We start from the raw sequence: 16,191 nt of genomic DNA, 5'->3' as shown, positions 1-16,191 counted from the left end.
ACAACGCGCGAAACACTGACGACCCGAAAGACATCGAGTACAGGGTTGAAGACCGCATCGAACAACACAGCGAGGACGTGCAGCTGAAGCAGTCCACGTTGGATGAGACGTACAACCGCCGTACTGGAGTCGAACGAACCAACGAATCAGTGAAGGACTGCGGCCTCGGGCGAACGCACGCCCGAGGCCGCGTCCACGCACGAGCGCAGGTGTTCCTCGCCCTGTGCCTTCGCCTCGTCGTCGCTATCACCAACTACGAACGCGGAGACAATCCGGGAAGTACGATCATCACGGTGTGAGAAGAGTTCTATGACACCCTCATAACGTGAATGCAATAGAAGACACCGAACTGAAAATATGGTGTGATGCAAATAACGGACAAGTAACCTCTGAGAATCTAAAAGAATGGATCGGTGCCTCTCGGTTCTCTGATTCAGAGAGTAGTGAAAATTATGACAACTTCGCGAGTACTGTGGTTGAAGAAGGGGCAAGCCTTCTCCCTGGGTGGAATTGGGTAATGGATGCGGGTCTGATATTAGGGAAGATGACACTCGCGTACAATGGGGAGAACTACCAGGGAGATATTAACAGGACGTGGGACTGGCTGAACGGGAACCGCCCATATGATATTTATCAACAGCCACAGGTCTGTTACTTCCTACAATTTGAGGTGATTGGAATGGATCCAGACGAGACGGCATACCTAGATCTCGAAAATTGGACAGGGTGTGAGCTTAGTGAAAACTACACTAGAATCGATCTAGAAAACCAACACGATATCAATGTGACTGCTCCGAGTACCTCTCCGTCCACGGTTAAGCAGATGACCACCGCGGAGATGAGAGATAATGGCTTCCACAGTGCGACGATATCTGAAATAAAGAGAGCACCGAATCGATACCCGATTCCAAATTCAAGAATCGAATCCTACCCGGACGACCATGAGATTATATTCGGTCAACCAACGGCGAATACATTTCCTGAAAGATAGGGATTGAATCTGTATGTAGGTTCAACTAACCATACTATTTTCGCGTTTCTCACAGACGGAACGGTGATTGGGCGACCGGTGCCGAACACGCACTACATAAATACCCCGAACATATGGGGGCGAACTGATTTAGGCTCTATTTAATAAATGTTCATGCATGGCACGGGGTACCAGTAATCGCAAGCAGCGCACGACTGACCAGGGGAGTTCTAGCAGGTTCGGCTCACGGCGTACCTTCCTGCAGGCGACAGCGGGGGCAGGTGCACTCGGACTTGCGGGCTGTCTGAGCAACATCGGCGGTGGTGGCGGCGGTTCGGACACGATCACCTACGGGGTCGTCAGTCCCATGTCCGGGGCGTACAGCAGCCTCGCGCCCGGACAGCGCAACGGCGCGAAGCTCGCCATCGAGACGCTCAAGGAGGACGACGAGTTCGACTTCGAGATCGAGGGCGTCTACGCGGACGGCCAGACCGAGGACACGGCCTCGGTGCAGGCGGCCGAGCGGCTCGTCCAGGAGGACGGCGCGAACTTCATCATGGGCTGTATCTCCAGCTCGGTCGCGCTGGCGATGAACGAGTTCGCGGCCGAAGAGCAGGTCATCTACAACCCGGGTGCGGCGGCCGTCCCCATCACCGGCAGCGGCTGCAATGAGTACGTCTTCCGCGCGGAGACGAACACCGCCCAGATCGCCGAGGCCGTCTCCGAGTACACGGTAAACAACCTCGGCACGGAAGTCTGGTTCCACATCGCCGACTACGCGTACGGTACCTCGGTCCGGAACCGGGTCGAGGCTCGGATGCGCCAGGCCAACTCGGACCTGAACGTCGTCGGGAGCACCGCCTCCGAACTCGGCTCCTCGAACTTCGACACGTACATCAGCCAGATCGACAACTCCGACGCGGAAGTGGTGGTCGTCGGGATGACCGGCGGTGACCTCATCAACTTCACCGCGCAGGCCGTCGAGGCAGGCCTCACCGAGGACAAGGACATCATGGCACCGACGATGACGTTCCAGGTCGTCCGGGGCGCGCTCGGGTCGGCCGCGTACGGGCTCTACGGCGGTGTCCGCTACGTCTCGACCCTCGACAACCCGCTGAACAACACGTTCCGGGAGGCGTACATGAACATGGACGAGACCAGCGGCCCGCCGGACAACTTCGCCCGCGTCGGCTACCAGTCCATCATGATGACCGCCGAGGGCATCAAGGAGGCCGGCTCGACCAACGTCGACGACGTCATCGACGCGCTGGCGGGGCTGGAGATGGACTCCATCCTCGGCAACAATCAGTTCCGGGCCTGTGACCACCAGGCGCTCAACCCCACGTGGATGGGCCGCTGCGTCGAACCGTCCTCCGGCGAGGTCGCCGACGTCGAGCTCCTCAAGAAGGTCGAGGGCCCCGACGCGATGATCCCGTGCGAGGAGACCGAGTGCTCACTCTAAGATGTTAGAGCTGCCCTTGGTCACGGCCGGGGAGACGCTCGACCAGTTCATCAACGGGCTCACGGTCGGGATGGTGTACGTCCTCCTCGCGGCAGGGCTGTCCATCATCTTCGGCGTGATGGACGTCATCAACTTCGCCCACGGGGAGCTGCTGGCACTTGGTGCGTACTTCGCCGTCGCCATCACGACCGCGGGGATCGGGAACTTCTGGGTCGCGTTGCTCGTCGCACCGCTCGCAGTCGCAATCATCGGCGGCGCGATGGAGCGGTTGACGATCCGCCCCCTCTACGGCAGGGACCCGCTGTACCACATCCTGCTGACGTTCGGACTGGTGCTCATCTTCGTCGACGCCATCGAACTCATCTGGGGCACACAGCCGTTCAGGCCGCTCGACACCGGGGTCCTCTCGGGGACGATTACGATACTCGGCTTCCAGAAGACGCTGTACAGCTACTTCGTCATCGTGATGGGAGCCGTGGTGGCCGCCGGCGCGTGGCTGGTGCTCGAACGGACCCGCTTCGGGCTGGTCGTCCGTGCCGGGTCGATGGACCGCGACATGGTCCGTCACCTCGGCATCGACATCGACCGGTACTACACGCTCGTCTTCGCGTTCGGTGCGTTCCTGGCCGCCGTCGGGGGCGTCGTCTTCGCCGGCCGGCAGTCGGTCGGCCCCGGGATGGGCGGCTCGGTCATCATCCCGGCGTTCATCGTCGTCGTGCTCGGCGGCCTGGGGAGCTTCCGCGGTGCGGTCGCCGGCGGGCTGCTCGTCGGGGTCGTCCAGTCGTTCGTTCGGTGGCAGGTCCCGTTCCTCGAGGGACTCGTCGTCTTCCTGCTGATGATCGGGGTCCTGCTGATCCGCCCGCAGGGCCTGTTCGGTAGCCCCGAGTGGCACGACCCCGGTGAAGGGGGTGAGCTGCTCACCGCCGCCGGGAGCGGTGTCCTCTCCACGAGACGACGCCGGTTGCTCGGCGGGGGGATGGTGGCCGTGCTCGCCATCGCCCCGCTCGGAATCGGGGTCCTCTACAACAGCTACGTCGTGAACACCATCGTCGTGGACATCCTCATCTGGGGGCTGTTCGCGCTGAGCCTGGACCTCGTGATGGGGTACACCGGACTCGTCTCGCTGGGCCACGTGCTGTTCTACGGGCTCGGTGCGTACGCCACGGTGCTGTTCGCGGTGTACCTGCTGCCGTCCATCTGGCTGGCGCTGGTGGCGGGCATCCTCGTCGCGGCGCTCATCGCCTGGGTCGTCGGCTACCTCTCCATCCGGGTGTCCGGCGTCTACTTCTCGATGATCACGCTGGCGTTCGCGGAGCTGTTCGCCAGCCTCGCGCTGAAGATGCCCGGCCTGCGCGCACAGATCAACCCGACGCTGGACTCGCTCGGACTCCCGACGATTCCGCCGCTGACGAACGGCGACAACGGCATCGGGGCCGACGCGATAACATACGGTTTGACCGGCGGCCCAGAGTTCGGGGACGTCTCACTGCTCGGGGAGATCCACCTGTACTACTACGTCATCCTCGCGCTGGTCGTCGGCTCCTACCTCGTCTCCCGGCGGCTCATCGACGCCCCGTTCGGGAGCGTGCTGCAGGCCATCCGCGAGTCCGAACAGCGCGCGTCGTTCCTCGGCTACGACACGACGATGTACAAGCGGCGTGCGTTCGTCGTCAGCGGTGCGCTGGCCGGCCTCGCCGGGGGGCTGCGTGCCACGCAGAACCTCGGGCGCGCCTCGCCGGGGTTCCTCGACTGGCTGCTCTCGGGCGAGGTCATCGTCATGACCCTGCTCGGCGGCATGGGGACCCTGTACGGCCCGATGATCGGGGCTGCCGGCTACCTGTCGCTTGAGGAGCTGCTGCTCAGCAACGGCATCGACCAGTGGCAGGGCGTCCTCGGCATCGTGTTCGTCCTGTTCGTCATCTTCGTCCCGCGCGGCATCGTCTCCATCCCGTCGCTGGTCAAACAGCGGATGGACTCGTCGTCGGAGGCACCGCCCGAGGGTGAACCCGCGGAGGTGTCCGACTGATGGCGACGGCAGACGACACGACGGCGACGTTCGGCGGCGGCGAGCCGGTGCTCGAGACGAAGGGCCTCACCCGTCGCTTCGGCGAACTCGTCGCCGTCGACGACCTCGACATCGAGGTCGGACAGGGCGAGTTCCGGAGCATCATCGGGCCGAACGGTGCCGGGAAGACCACCCTGTTCAACCTCATCTCGGGTGCGTTGCTGCCGAGCGAGGGGTCGGTCGTCTTCGAGGGCGAGGACGTCTCGCAGCTGCGCCCGCATCAGCGCGTGCACCGGGGCATCGGCCGGTCGTTCCAGATCACGAACGTCTTCGGCGGGCTCACCGTGCGCGAGAACGTCAGGCTCGCCGCACAGGCCGCAATCCGGGAGCGTTCACCGTTTGAGAACGCGTTCCGTCACAAGGACTCCTTCGGGGACCTGAACGACCGGACCGACGACGTGCTCGCACGTATCGGGCTCGACGGGCGCGGACACGAGCAGGCCAGCACCCTTGCCTACGGCGACCGCCGCCGGCTCGAGATCGGCCTCGTGCTCGCGACCGACCCACAGCTCGTCATGCTCGACGAACCGACGGCCGGCATGAGCGCCGAGGAGACCCGCGCGACGATGGAGCTCATCGGCGACGTGCTCGGCGACCGCACGGTGCTGCTCATCGAACACGACATCGAACTCGTCATGAACGCGTCCGACCGCATCACGGTGCTGAACCGCGGGGAGGAGCTGGCGACCGGGCCGCCGGCGGCCGTCGCCGAGAACGAACAGGTCCAGCAGGCCTACCTCGGCGGTGGTGTGCTGTGAGCCTGCTCGAACTGGCCGACGTCCACGCCGGCTACGGCGAGACGGAGGTGCTCTCCGGCGTCACGATGGACGTCGAGGAGGGCGAGGTCGTCACGCTCGTCGGCCGCAACGGCGTCGGCAAGACGACGACGCTCCGGAGCATCGTCGGCGTGGTCGAGCCGACCGGCGGCGAGATCCGGTTCCGCGGCGAGGAGATAACCGGCTCGTCCTCGGAGACGGTCGCGCGGGACGGCATCGGCTTCGTCCCCGAGGAGCGCCGCGTCTTCCCCGGCCTCACGGTGACCGAGAACCTGAAGATGGGCCGGTTCGGCGGTGCGGACACCGCCCACCGTCGGAGCGTCGAGGACATCTGGGAGCTCGACGCCTTCGAGAACCTCCGCGAGCGCAAGGACAGTCGGGGGACCGACCTCTCGGGCGGCGAACAGCAGATGCTCGCCATCGCGCGGGCGCTCGTCGCCGGGGCGGACCTGCTCCTGCTGGACGAGCCGACGGAGGGGCTCGCGCCCATCATCGTCGAGCGCGTCGCCGACCTCGTTCGCGAGCTCAACGAGGAGGGCATCACGGTCCTGCTCGTCGAGCAGAACGTGGCCGTCGCCTCCGCGCTGGCGGACCGGGTCTACATCCTCGACAAGGGGAGCATCGTCTACGAGGGCACGCCGGAGGAGCTGGACGCCGACGAGGACGTCCGCGACAGGCATCTCGGCATCAGCATGTGACGCCCTCGCAAATCGTTACGGTATCGCACGAGAAACAACTCGGTACACGGAGTCACCACACATGACATACAACGACATCGAAACCGCGTCACGCGACGAAATGACCGAACTGCAGAACGAACGCCTCCATGACACCGTCGAGCACGTGTACGAGAACGTGCCCTGGTACCGGGAGGCCTTCGACGAGGCGGGCATCGAGCCCGACGACATCGAGAGCGTCGACGACCTCTCGAAGCTCCCGTTCACCACGAAGGAGGACATCCGCGACAACTACCCGGACGGCCTGTTCGCCGTCGACCACAGCGAACTCCGCCGCGTCCACGCGTCCTCCGGGACGACGGGCAAGCCGAAGATCGTCGCCTACACCGAGGACGACCTCGGGGTCTGGCACGAGGTCATGGCGCGGTCGCTGTACGCCGCCGGCGTCCGCGAGGGCGACGTGGTCCAGAACTCCTACGGCTACGGGCTGTTCACGGGTGGCCTCGGCTTCCACGACGGCGTCGAGGAGCTCGGCGCCTGCGTCATCCCGACCGGCGGCGGCAACACGTCCCGCCAGCTCGACATGCTCCAGGACATGGGCTCCGACGTGCTCTCGTGTACGCCGTCGTACTGCCTCTACCTCGCGGAGACAGCCGAGGAGCGCGGTCTCGACATCAGGGACTTCCCGCTCGAACGCGTCGTCATCGGGGCCGAGCCGTTCACCGACCCGATGCGCGAGGAGATCGAGGAGGCACTGGGCGTGACCGCGGTCGACGTGTACGGCCTCTCCGAGATCATCGGTCCGGGCGTCTCCATCGAGTGCGAGGAGGCACAGGACGGCCTGCACCTCTGGGAGGACCACTTCTACCCGGAGATCGTCGACCCGCAGACCGGCGAGGTGCTCGACGAGGGCGAGGAGGGTGAGCTCGTCATCACGTCGCTCACGAAGGAGGCCTTCCCGATGATCCGGTACCGGACCGGCGACATGACGCGCCTGAACTACGAGGAGTGCGAGTGCGGCCGCACCATCGTCCGGATGGACAACATCACCGGGCGGGCGGACGACCTCCTCATCATCCGTGGCGTCAACGTCTACCCGAGCCAGATCGAGGAGGTAATGGTCGACATGGCCGACGTCGCGCCGTACTACCGCATCGACCTCTACCGCGAGGGCAACCTCGACACGATGGAGCTCACCGTCGAGCACGACGAGTCCTACGAGGGCAGCCACGAGGAACTCGAGCGCGACATCGAGGGCAAGCTGAACGAAGTCCTCGACGTGAAGCCCGACGAGATCGAGGTCGTCGGCCCCGGTGTCATCGAGCGCACCGAAGTCGGGAAGGTCAAGCGCGTCTTCGACCACCGGGAGGAGTGAACCGCTCCCCGCCACCGGTCGTGCCGCTCCTGGGGTGTCGCGGGAGATAGCCGGAGTGCACCGCTTTCGAACCGCACGCTGCACGTACTTTCTTGCCGTCGTCGCCCCTCGAGAGAGGCATGCGACGCACGCACGTCTCCTCCGGCACCGAGTGGGAATCGACGGTCGGCTACTCGCGGGCGGTCCGGGTCGGCGACCGGGTCGTCGTCTCCGGCACGACCGCGACGGACGACGACGGGACGGTCATCGGCGACGGCGACCCGCACGCCCAGGCGATGCAGGCGTTCCGGAACGTCGAGTCGGCGCTCGCGGAGGCGGACGCCTCGCTTGCGGACGTGGTGCGGACGCGGATGTTCGTCGCCGACGCCGACGACTGGGCCGAGGTCGGCCGCGCCCACGGGGAGTTCTTCGCGGACGTGAAACCGGCAGCGACGATGGTCGAGGTCGCTGGCTTCGTCGACGACGCGATGCTGGTCGAGGTCGAGGCGGAAGCCGTCGTCGCGGAGTGACCGCACCGGGCCGTGGCCCGGTCTCAGACGGCCGACGGCCGCTGGAGCTGCAGGTACGCGCTCGTGATGAGCGCCATGTTGAACACGATGACCCCCGTGGTGAACAGCTTGTAGAGCCAGCCGGGCATCGGCACGAAGAAGCCGGACCCGAGGGCGATGCCCCAGGTCGAGAAGACCCCGAGAAACAGCGTGATGCCGAACACGACGAGGACCGTCGCGAACTGCTCGCGGAACAGTCCGTAGCTGTTCGAGAGCGCCGCGACGATGCCGTCGCCGTCGAGGACGATGCGCTGGCGGACGAACAGGAACGCCATCGCGAGCAGGAGCCCCGGGACGAACAGGAGGACGCTCCCGAGGACGAGTCCGAGCGCGATGCACAGCCAGGCGACGAAGTTCGCGACGAGCGAGCGCAGGTAGACGACCGGCAGGCCGGCGAGTAGCTCACCGGTCGGGATGCCGTCGGTGTCCGGGTCGGCGGCCGCGATGGCGCGGACGCCGAGGACGTGCAGCATCTCGGCGACGAACGGGAACGCCACGAGGAACGCGAGCACGACCGGGAGCGAGAGGTCGAGACCGGTGCTGGTGGCCTGCTGGAGGAACGCGGCGGCCTCCGGGTAGCCGTGCTGGAGTAGTTCCATGTGCAGCCGCTCGACGGTCACCTGCGAGTCGCTCACCTCGTAGCCGAGGTACTGTCGGGCGATCTGTCCACCGTGGTTGTCGATGATCCACTCGATCGCGGCACCCCACGCCGTCTCGTACATCACCATCTCGAACAGACGGAAGGCGGCGAAGCCGAGGAACACGAAGAGCCCGGTCGGCGACAGCAATCGCTGGACCGTCCCCTCGAGGACTCGATTGATTTCTACCCCCATACTGTGGAATGTTGTGTGCCGCTACATAAATCATGGCAAACGAACTACTGCAAATTACCCGTCAGTCGACGAAGCGGTAGACGCGTCCCCGGAACGTCGCGACCCGTTCCCCGTCGTCCGTGACGGGGATCTGGTACTCCGCGGTCCGCCCCGCCATGTGGGTCTCTCGGGCCTCGGCGCGGAGCGTGTCGCCGACCTCGACGGCGTCGAGGTAGCTCATGTTGGTCTCCAGCGCGACGGCGGTCGTCCCGTGCGAGTTCGAGGCGGCGGCGAAGGCAGCGTCCGCGAGGGAGTACACTGCCCCGCCGTGTGGCGTCCCGTGGAAGTTGAGCATCTCCTCGGTGATGGTCAGTTCGAGCGTGGCCGTCCCCGGGCCGAGGTCCACGAGTTCGATGCCGAGGTTCTCGCAGAACGGGTCGGAGGCGATGCGCTCGCGAACCGCTTCGGGGACCGGCTCCTCGTCCCCGTCGACGCCGTCACCGCGACCCCCGTCGTCACTCATGGGCGGCCACCTCCTCGACGCGCCCGCCGTTGACGAACAGCTCCTCGGGCGGGTCGCGTCCCTCGGGGTAGTCCTCGTGGTACTCCATCAGCTGGAACAGCGTCCCCGTGGGGTTCCCGGGCGAGACGAACGCCTCGGTCCAGGTGTCGAACTCGGCGCGGTCGACGACGCGGATCCCCTCGGCTTCGAGGGAGTCCGCGACGGTGTCCAGGTCCGCGACCTCCAGCGTAACGTGGTGCAGGCCGGGCCCGTTCTCCGCGAGGAATCCCGTGAGGAAGCTGTCGTCCTCGATTGGTTCGATGAGCTCGACCCGGGAGGCGTCGCCGAGACGGTAGTACACCCACCTGAAGCGGTCCTCGACGGTCTCGTCGTTCATCTTCTCGCAGCCGAGCGCGAGCAGTACGGGTTCGGCGTCGGCCACGGATTCGACGGCGATGCCGACGTGGTCGACCCGGATTGGAACGTCGTGGGTCATGTGGTCGACAAACACGCGCGACGGTGACAAACCAATTCGGGTGCCGGCAGGCGTTCGGGTCAGTCGAGCCAGTCCCGCACCGAAGCCGGCCGCACCGATAGCGAAGGAGACGATGCCGCCGACGACGAGCGTCGTCAGGAACGCCGATCCCGCCGAACCACCGAGGTTGAACGCGACCTCGATGCCGCTCGGGCCGGGGTCGAACTCCGGCTGGAGAGCGATGCCGCTCGTAGATGGTATCACACGGAGTACACGCCGCCGGGGCGGAAAAAGGTTCCAGTCGGCAAGGTCGCGGGTGTCAGGGGACCGTCGCGACCGAGGCAGCCTCAGGCGTGGCGTTCGATGCGGCGTCGGAGCTCCGACCGGATGCTGTCCGTGTCGGTGCCGTCGAACCGGAAGCTGTCCCGGGACTCGTCGGTTTCGGCCATCTCGGAGAGCAGCCCTCCGCGACGGTCGATCTCGAGGTGGACCTGCACCGCGTCGGGGGTCGGCGCACAGATGAGCTCCAGTTCGTCGAGGTCGCCGGTGAACGGGCCGGAGCGCGGCCGGAACTCGAACTCCTGGGCGAACGGGTGCGAGTGGCCGAACCGGGTGCGTTCGACCTCGGAGCTGTGGAAGCCGAAGCCGAGGTCCTCGACGGCCTCGAACAGGGCCGCCATGCGCTCGTCGGCCCCCACCTCGATGTGGTCCTTGTCCTTGGGGTCGAGGGCCCAGTCGATGTCCAGCCCGGTCTTGAGCCAGACCTTCACACCGCTCTTCGTGAGCGGGGCCCCGTACGGGATGGTGAACTCGACCGGGATCTCCCGCCGCTCGCCCTCGCCGATGGTGAACGCCTCGGCGACCGTGAACCGCTCGAACACCGACTGCTCGTACCCCTCGTCCCCGCGGTACCTGGTCACGAGCGCGAAGTTGAGCTGTTCGATCTCCTGCTCGGAGGAGCCGCCCTCGACCTCGACGGTCGCCTCGACGGTCTCGCCGGGGACGAACGAGCTGTCGGGGAGGATGGTGTCGACGGTTGCGGAGCCGATGCCGACGCTGGAGAGCACGCGCTTCATGTTTCAGGAGATTCGCACCCTGGAACATAAGCTTTGTTCGAACCGTGGGAAATGACAGCAGGGGCCGGGGAACGCCCGTAGTTTGATAAGCCTACTGCCGGTAGCACCTCCCATGTACGAACGCTCGTTCATGGAGGGAACGCGGGGAACCCAGGCGGTCGACTGGGAGGAACGCATCGACGTGAAGCGGCTCCGGGAGGAGCGCTACGCGAAGGCGCTCGCCCGTCTCGAAGAGTCGGAGATGGGCTCGATGCTGCTGGTCTCGGACCCGAACATCCGCTACGTCACCGGCCTGGCGATGACCGGCGGCTCCGGCGCGGACCACTACACCCTGCTCACCGAGGACGGCGACATCGTCCACTGGGACACCGCCGACCACGCGAGCAACCAGCGCTTCAACTGTCCGTGGCTCGACGACATCCGGTACGCCTGCCCCGGTCTGGGAAACGTCCCGCGGGCGTCCGGCCGGGACTCGGCACGGAGCTGGCTCAAGCAGAAGATGGCGGACCTCGTCTACGAGGCGATGGAGGAGTACGGCGTCCACAAGGAGGCGATGGGCCTCGACGTGGGCAACATGGGCCTCATCGACGCGTTCGAGAACAACGGCGTCGACGTGCGGACGAAGGAGTGCGTCGACCTGATGCACGACGCCCGGAAGATCAAGACCGAGGACGAGATCGAGTGCCTCCGCATGGTCGCGTCCATCTGCGAGGCCGGCTTCCAGCAGATCGTCGAGAACGCCGCACCGGGCAAGCGCGAGTCCGAGGTCTGGGGTGACGCGGTGCGCGAGATCTGGCGCCACGGCGCGATGGCACAGGGCGGCTACGTCACGAGCGGCCCGAACACCTGGCCGAAGCACCAGGCGAACACGACCGACCGGATGATGCGGCCGGGTGACATCGTCTACGCCGACTTCTACAACATCGGCTACCTCGGCTACCGCTCCTGCTACTACCGCACGTTCTCCCTCGGCGAGCCGACCCAGGCCCAGCAGGACGCCTACGAGACGGCCGTCGACAACCTCTACGACGTGCTCGACCGCATCGAGCCCGGCGCGACGACCGACGAGATCTGCAAGGGCTTCCCCGACATGGAGGGCGAGCACGCCGACTGGTACGGCGCGACCGACCACTGGCAGATGACGACGAACCACTGGGCCCACGGGCTGGGGCTGCAGCTCTACGAGGTCCCGCTCATCTGGCGCGGCCTCTCGCCCGACCACCCCATCGAGATAGAGGAGGGCATGACGATGGCCGTCGAGACGATGGAGCCCGCGGACCGCCAGGGCGTCCGCGTCGAGGAGATGGTCGTCGTCCGCGAGGACGGCGTCGAGGTGCTGAGCCAGTGGCCCGTCGAGGAGATAACCGTCATAGAATATTAGCAATTATTTGGAGAAATCTTATAATCTAGCAAAATATTAAATTTTATTTAATATATATATAAAGATTCATACTATCGTATTGATTAGATACTGCTGATGGTTCGCACCAACCGTCGGAAGTTCCTAAGCCGGACAGCAGCCATGAGTGTTCCTGTAATGATAGCTTCCTCTGCCGAAGCAGACAGTGTCGAAAACGGGAGAAATGCTTCATCCAACGCTGAGTATGTGTGGCAAGAGAATGCTCACGAACATCACGCTGTTCCAACTGGTCCCACAACACCGTCTGATTGCCAGAACGAAGCTCTCTGTGATATTGGGAGTTCGCTGATATACAAGGGTACGCTTGGTGGATCAAACTTCGATTATCGGCTCCACGATTTCGTAATGAGCAACACATATAAGGGGCGGTTGCAGGACAAAGATTGCTCGGTTGACTCGGTGGGACTCACCAGCCACGGAGTTGAGGCCGTCGTTCAAACAAACAATGATTCAGAAATTCATCCTAATCATTTTGACGACGATGTCTATGCTGGTGGCACTCCTGCTGAGGGGAGCCCACTACCATATATTGATGAGGATGTGGCACTTGCAGCGATTCAAGGCGCAGTAACAACTCTCAATAATTATGTATCCGTCGGTGTGGCTGCGATAGATGTTCTTAATGCAATGAGCAACGACAAGCCCGAACCGCCGGTACAGAAATCCGTCGGATTCGGATGGGACTATTGGAGTACTCAGACCGAACCTTCGAACTATATGCATGTTCTATGGAAGGCACCGAATAATGAAACTTCAGAGGTGACATTCCGAGCCAATGCAGAGGCAACAATCTACTCTGCCATTACGACTCAAGAGTTCGAGCTACAGACAGATGGAAATCCCTGTCCCCCATATCAAGATTCTTCTGATGTGGAATTAGCAGAAGTAGAGGGAGTAAGGGTACCGAGTCGAGATGCTGTCCTCGAAGTATACGATCAAGAAGACCTTCCCCGCTCGTCCACACTTTCCGCTGATGCCGATGGAAAAGTTGTCAAGTACGCAGACCCGAGTCTCGTAATATCAGATATCAGGGGAACGGAAGACTCGAAAAACGAATAACAAATCGAAACTAACCTTTTTACTCCACAGGGCCAAAGACCTTAATCAAGTTACTTTATATGCCTCGTATTCATTCGCGAAGGGGATTTCTTCTCGCTACCTGCAGCAGTGTCCTCGTGAGTGGCTGTTTCGGTGATTCAGGAGAATCAGAGACGGTTCTGCAGAACTGCATGGTCCTCAACCACGACAGCCGCGAGCATCGCCTCCGGGTACGGGTCGAGCGAGACGGGGAACAGGTCGCGAACCGCGAGTTCGACCTCGGTGCCGACGAGTTCAGCGAACTGAACCGGCATTGGTCGGCCGCGCCAGCGCCGTACGAGGTGACGGTCGAGGACGTCGAGACGGGGGCGGCGGTCTCGGAGACCGCATCCGACGACCCGGCCGAACAGGAGGCGATGGTCGGCTACCGGAACTCGGGAGAGCTGAACGTCTCGTTTGGGGGCTGTTGCATCGGGGACACCGACACGCCAGCCGACTGACTACAGCAGCTTCAGGTAGATGTTCTCGTCGTAGGGCTCGCCGGCGATGGTCGTCGTCGCGCGCTGGACCAGTTCGAAGCCCAGCGACTCGTAGAACTCGTTGCCGGGCTCGTTCGCCACGAGCACCATCGCCTCGACGCGCTCGACGCCGCGGGTGCCGAAGTCGTCCATCGCGTACTCGACGAGCGCGCGGCCGGTGCCCGCCCCGCGGTAGTCGGGGTCGACGTACACCCGGAGGAGGGTGCCCGTGTCGTCGTCGACGACCCCGTGGACGAAGCCGACGACCGGGCCGGCGACGTCCTCGTCCGCCGCCTCGTCGATGGCGACGACGAGCGCGGTGTCGGCCGTCACGGCGTCGAGCTCCAGCCGGTCCGCGTCGTACCACTCGTGGACCGCCTCCCGGGCGCTCTCTCTGGTCAGGATGTCCGGGTAGTCGTGCTCCCAGGACCGCTCCGCGACGCGCAGTATCTCCGGGACGTCGTCCGTGGTGGCGTGGCGGAACTTCATGGTAACATATGACGTGGCCGCGGGGTATTACTGTTCCCCCGTGGGCCGCCCTCCGGCTCTACTCGCCCGGCGGCCGCCAGCCCCGCGGCGAGTCGTTCAACCGCTCGCAGCCGTCCTCGGTGACGACGACGAGGTCCTCGATGCGGACGCCGAACTCGCCCTCGATGTAGACGCCCGGCTCGACCGAGAACACCATCCCGGGCTCCAGCCGCGTCTCGTTACCCTCGACGATGTACGGCGGTTCGTGCACGTCGAGGCCGACGCCGTGGCCGGTCCGGTGGACGAACTGCTCGCCGTAGCCCGCGTCGTCGATGACCTGGCGCGCGGCCCGGTCGACGGACTCGGCGGTCACGCCCGGCTCGACCGCCGCGACCCCGGCCTCCAGCGCCGCCTGCACCGTCTCGTGGACCTCCGCGAACCCCTCGGGTGGCTCGCCCGCGAACACGACGGTCCGGGTCTGGTCGCCCGGGTAGCCGTCGACGTACGCGCCGAAGTCCAATACGACCGGGTCCCCGTGTTCGATCTCGCGGTCGCCGTGGGCGTGGTGTGGCATCGCCCCGTTCGGCCCGGAGCCGGCGATGACGTCGAACGCGAGTGAGTCCCCGCCGCCAGAGAGGAGACGTGATTCTATCTCGGCGGCGAGTTCGGCCTCGCTCCAGCCGACGGCGTCCTCGCCCATGCGCCGGACCGCGGCGCTCACCTCGTCCGCGAGTTCGCCGGCCCGGCGCAGGCAGTCGAGTTCGGCCTCGTCCTTCCGGATTCGAAGGTCGTCGAACACCGCGCTGGCCAGTCCGAACGTCGCGTCGGGCAGCGCGGCTTCGAGGTCCTGCGTGAACAGCGCCCACATCGTGTCGTCGACGAGGACGTGGCCGTCGCCCGGGATGGCGAGGTCTGCGACGACGTTCTCGACCGCCGCCACGGGGTCGTCGCCGTCGCTCCACGTCCGCACGTCCTCGACCCAGCTCTCGGCCCGGACCTGGGAGCCGTAGAGGGCCGGCACGAGGAAGACGGGGTCGCCCTCGCGGGGGACGAACAGGAACAGGTGCCGTTCCTGTGGCTCCTCGTCGAAGCCGGTCGCGTAGAACAGGTTCCGGCTCGGGAACAGCACGGCGAGGTGACCCGCGCCGTCGCGGAGCCGCTGCTGGCAAGCGCGTGTGCGTCGCTCGAAGGCGTCGTCGGTCATGGCTCGGGGTTCGGACGCGGGGGTCAAGTAGCCTCCCGTCCAGAATCTCTGGGTTTCAACCGCCGAGATTCGTTAATCTACTCCACCTACCAATCCGGATTGATTTGATTCTCCGAACAGATAGCCTACTAACAGTCCGGGAAGAGTCAATACGAACGTTGTTGCTATGAACGCGATGACGAGAATTTGCTCTGGACCGTAGGTGATATCAGTACCCCACCCCCGCACGACGACACCGGCGACGACTCCAACCATCGGGAGTACGAGAGCGAGTACTCCAATCACGTGTAGGTCGAAGATCACAAGCCCGGTACTGAGGCCGAGTCCATGTGTTCCACCATCGTACGCTACTGTTCCGGTAAGAACTGTAACCCATATTCCGACACAGCCCCACGAGGACTTCGCAGTCAGCTCTTTACTCCCGGTAATAGCAGTAATTCCGCCGAGGGCGATGAGCAAGGAGCCAGTCATTCCCATTGCGGTTCGAAGTATCCAGTTCTCCGGGAGTAATGGTGGGGAACGCTCCACCTGTTCAATGACGATTCGATACGTTTCGCCACTATGCGAAACTAATGGCCAGGGCTCTGCCTCTGAGAGGCCATCTGTAGGGATACTTGAGCGCTCCTTGAACACTACTTGTTCGCTTTCACCCTCTTCAGTGCGCTCAATCAGAGATTTCACGAAGGTTTCCGTCTCGGGAGGAAGCGTACTCACGTTGATTGGGTCCCCAGAGACCGACCGCACCTCGTTTGTTGATACAGAATAAGAAACATCCCCATGATGTGGCCACAAATAGAACGGATTC

At 64.1% G+C, this 16,191-nt stretch carries 18 protein-coding genes; 11 read left to right on the top strand and 7 right to left on the bottom strand.

Annotated features, from left to right (window positions below):
• The 8 genes from BLT27_RS17120 to BLT27_RS17090 form a co-directional block, all read left to right on the top strand.
• Window positions 1-299 (top strand): transposase (locus tag BLT27_RS17120; protein WP_139172388.1); only part of this gene is annotated, 299 nt, incomplete at its 5' end.
• A 26-nt stretch (window positions 300-325) separates the two neighbouring features.
• Window positions 326-991, top strand: a complete 666-nt coding sequence (locus tag BLT27_RS19340) for a hypothetical protein (protein ID WP_139172387.1) — start codon at window positions 326-328, stop codon at window positions 989-991.
• Between the two features lie 157 nt (window positions 992-1,148).
• Complete coding sequence (locus BLT27_RS17115) at window positions 1,149-2,432, top strand: ABC transporter substrate-binding protein (RefSeq protein WP_089736117.1); 1,284 nt, start codon at window positions 1,149-1,151, stop codon at window positions 2,430-2,432.
• Between the two features lies 1 nt (window position 2,433).
• Window positions 2,434-4,458, top strand: coding sequence for an ABC transporter permease (locus tag BLT27_RS17110; protein ID WP_089736115.1), 2,025 nt, complete (start codon window positions 2,434-2,436; stop codon window positions 4,456-4,458).
• Window positions 4,458-5,255, top strand: a complete 798-nt coding sequence (locus BLT27_RS17105; protein WP_089736113.1) for an ABC transporter ATP-binding protein — start codon at window positions 4,458-4,460, stop codon at window positions 5,253-5,255. The genes BLT27_RS17110 and BLT27_RS17105 overlap by 1 nt, the downstream gene beginning before the upstream one ends.
• Window positions 5,252-5,971 (top strand): ABC transporter ATP-binding protein, encoded by a 720-nt coding sequence (locus tag BLT27_RS17100; protein ID WP_245707839.1) that lies wholly within the window; start codon window positions 5,252-5,254, stop codon window positions 5,969-5,971. The genes BLT27_RS17105 and BLT27_RS17100 overlap by 4 nt, the downstream gene beginning before the upstream one ends.
• 61 nt (window positions 5,972-6,032) lie before the next feature.
• Window positions 6,033-7,325, top strand: a complete 1,293-nt coding sequence (gene paaK, locus BLT27_RS17095) for a phenylacetate--CoA ligase PaaK (protein ID WP_089736111.1) — start codon at window positions 6,033-6,035, stop codon at window positions 7,323-7,325.
• A 119-nt stretch (window positions 7,326-7,444) separates the two neighbouring features.
• Window positions 7,445-7,834, top strand: coding sequence for a RidA family protein (locus BLT27_RS17090; protein WP_089736109.1), 390 nt, complete (start codon window positions 7,445-7,447; stop codon window positions 7,832-7,834).
• A 23-nt stretch (window positions 7,835-7,857) separates the two neighbouring features.
• Here BLT27_RS17090 and BLT27_RS17085 read toward each other — a convergent pair whose 3' ends face one another.
• The 4 genes from BLT27_RS17085 to BLT27_RS17070 form a co-directional block, all read right to left on the bottom strand.
• Window positions 7,858-8,706, bottom strand: coding sequence for a hypothetical protein (locus BLT27_RS17085; protein ID WP_089736107.1), 849 nt, complete (start codon window positions 8,704-8,706; stop codon window positions 7,858-7,860).
• Window positions 8,707-8,767: 61 nt separating this feature from the next.
• Window positions 8,768-9,208, bottom strand: a complete 441-nt coding sequence (paaI, locus tag BLT27_RS17080) for a hydroxyphenylacetyl-CoA thioesterase PaaI (RefSeq protein WP_089736105.1) — start codon at window positions 9,206-9,208, stop codon at window positions 8,768-8,770.
• On the bottom strand, window positions 9,201-9,683 hold the full coding sequence (locus BLT27_RS17075) for a VOC family protein (protein WP_089736119.1): 483 nt from the start codon (window positions 9,681-9,683) through the stop codon (window positions 9,201-9,203). Before BLT27_RS17075 ends, paaI begins: the two co-directional genes overlap by 8 nt.
• Window positions 9,684-10,009: 326 nt before the next feature.
• A complete protein-coding gene (locus BLT27_RS17070) occupies window positions 10,010-10,738 on the bottom strand; it encodes a sporulation protein (RefSeq protein WP_089736103.1) in 729 nt (242 codons plus the stop codon).
• Window positions 10,739-10,850: 112 nt separating this feature from the next.
• Between BLT27_RS17070 and BLT27_RS17065 the strand changes: the two genes are divergently transcribed.
• From BLT27_RS17065 to BLT27_RS17060, 3 genes are all read left to right on the top strand, one after another.
• The gene (locus BLT27_RS17065) at window positions 10,851-12,119 is read left to right on the top strand and encodes a M24 family metallopeptidase (protein WP_089736101.1); all 1,269 of its coding nucleotides are present in this window, start codon (window positions 10,851-10,853) and stop codon (window positions 12,117-12,119) included.
• Between the two features lie 96 nt (window positions 12,120-12,215).
• Window positions 12,216-13,217 carry a hypothetical protein gene (locus BLT27_RS19335; RefSeq protein ID WP_139172386.1) on the top strand — a complete coding sequence of 334 codons (1,002 nt, stop codon included), beginning with the start codon at window positions 12,216-12,218 and terminating at the stop codon, window positions 13,215-13,217.
• Window positions 13,218-13,387: 170 nt separating this feature from the next.
• The gene (locus BLT27_RS17060; protein WP_089736099.1) at window positions 13,388-13,696 is read left to right on the top strand and encodes an Ig-like domain-containing protein; all 309 of its coding nucleotides are present in this window, start codon (window positions 13,388-13,390) and stop codon (window positions 13,694-13,696) included.
• Here the strand turns inward: BLT27_RS17060 and BLT27_RS17055 are convergent, their stop codons facing one another.
• The 3 genes from BLT27_RS17055 to BLT27_RS19330 form a co-directional block, all read right to left on the bottom strand.
• Window positions 13,697-14,203 carry a GNAT family N-acetyltransferase gene (locus tag BLT27_RS17055; protein ID WP_089736097.1) on the bottom strand — a complete coding sequence of 169 codons (507 nt, stop codon included), beginning with the start codon at window positions 14,201-14,203 and terminating at the stop codon, window positions 13,697-13,699.
• Window positions 14,204-14,261: 58 nt separating this feature from the next.
• Window positions 14,262-15,386, bottom strand: coding sequence for a M24 family metallopeptidase (locus BLT27_RS17050; protein ID WP_089736095.1), 1,125 nt, complete (start codon window positions 15,384-15,386; stop codon window positions 14,262-14,264).
• A gap of 72 nt (window positions 15,387-15,458) precedes the next feature.
• The gene (locus tag BLT27_RS19330) at window positions 15,459-16,100 is read right to left on the bottom strand and encodes a hypothetical protein (protein ID WP_175526503.1); all 642 of its coding nucleotides are present in this window, start codon (window positions 16,098-16,100) and stop codon (window positions 15,459-15,461) included.
• Window positions 16,101-16,191 lie beyond the last annotated feature (91 nt).

It is taken from the genome of Haloarchaeobius iranensis, from assembly GCF_900103505.1.
Lineage (GTDB): Archaea > Halobacteriota > Halobacteria > Halobacteriales > Natrialbaceae > Haloarchaeobius > Haloarchaeobius iranensis.
The sequence above is the reverse complement of the archived record's forward strand: the minus strand, read 5'-3'. Positions and strand labels throughout refer to the sequence as shown.